The sequence below is a fragment of the Pseudomonas sp. SDT291_1_S447 genome, from assembly GCF_054070155.1.
The window spans coordinates 1-223 of sequence record NZ_JBSVXS010000427.1; the positions used below are offsets into that span (position 1 = coordinate 1).

Annotated in this window: 1 protein-coding gene; it reads right to left on the reverse strand. The window is 61.0% G+C overall.

Annotated elements, in window-relative coordinates:
• A partial coding sequence (locus tag ACW9IR_RS30220; protein ID WP_457466281.1) for a toxin VasX occupies window positions 1–223 on the reverse strand: 223 nt, incomplete at both ends.

Sequence of the window (223 nt, forward strand, 5' to 3'; positions counted from 1 at the left end):
TGCTCGCCGCCAACCAGGCAATTGACCGGCCCCAGATCGACTGCCTGCATGAAGTGCTCGCGCTCCTCCGTGCTATCCAGTACCTGCCGGCACTTGGCAGCGCTCAGTTGCACCTCGGCAAACGTCACATACAGCGTGCTCTTGCGCGAAAAGATCAACGCCGGGCGCTCTTCGATCGCTGCACGCTGATCTTCCGTGACGGTTTTACCTTGGTGCAGCAGCG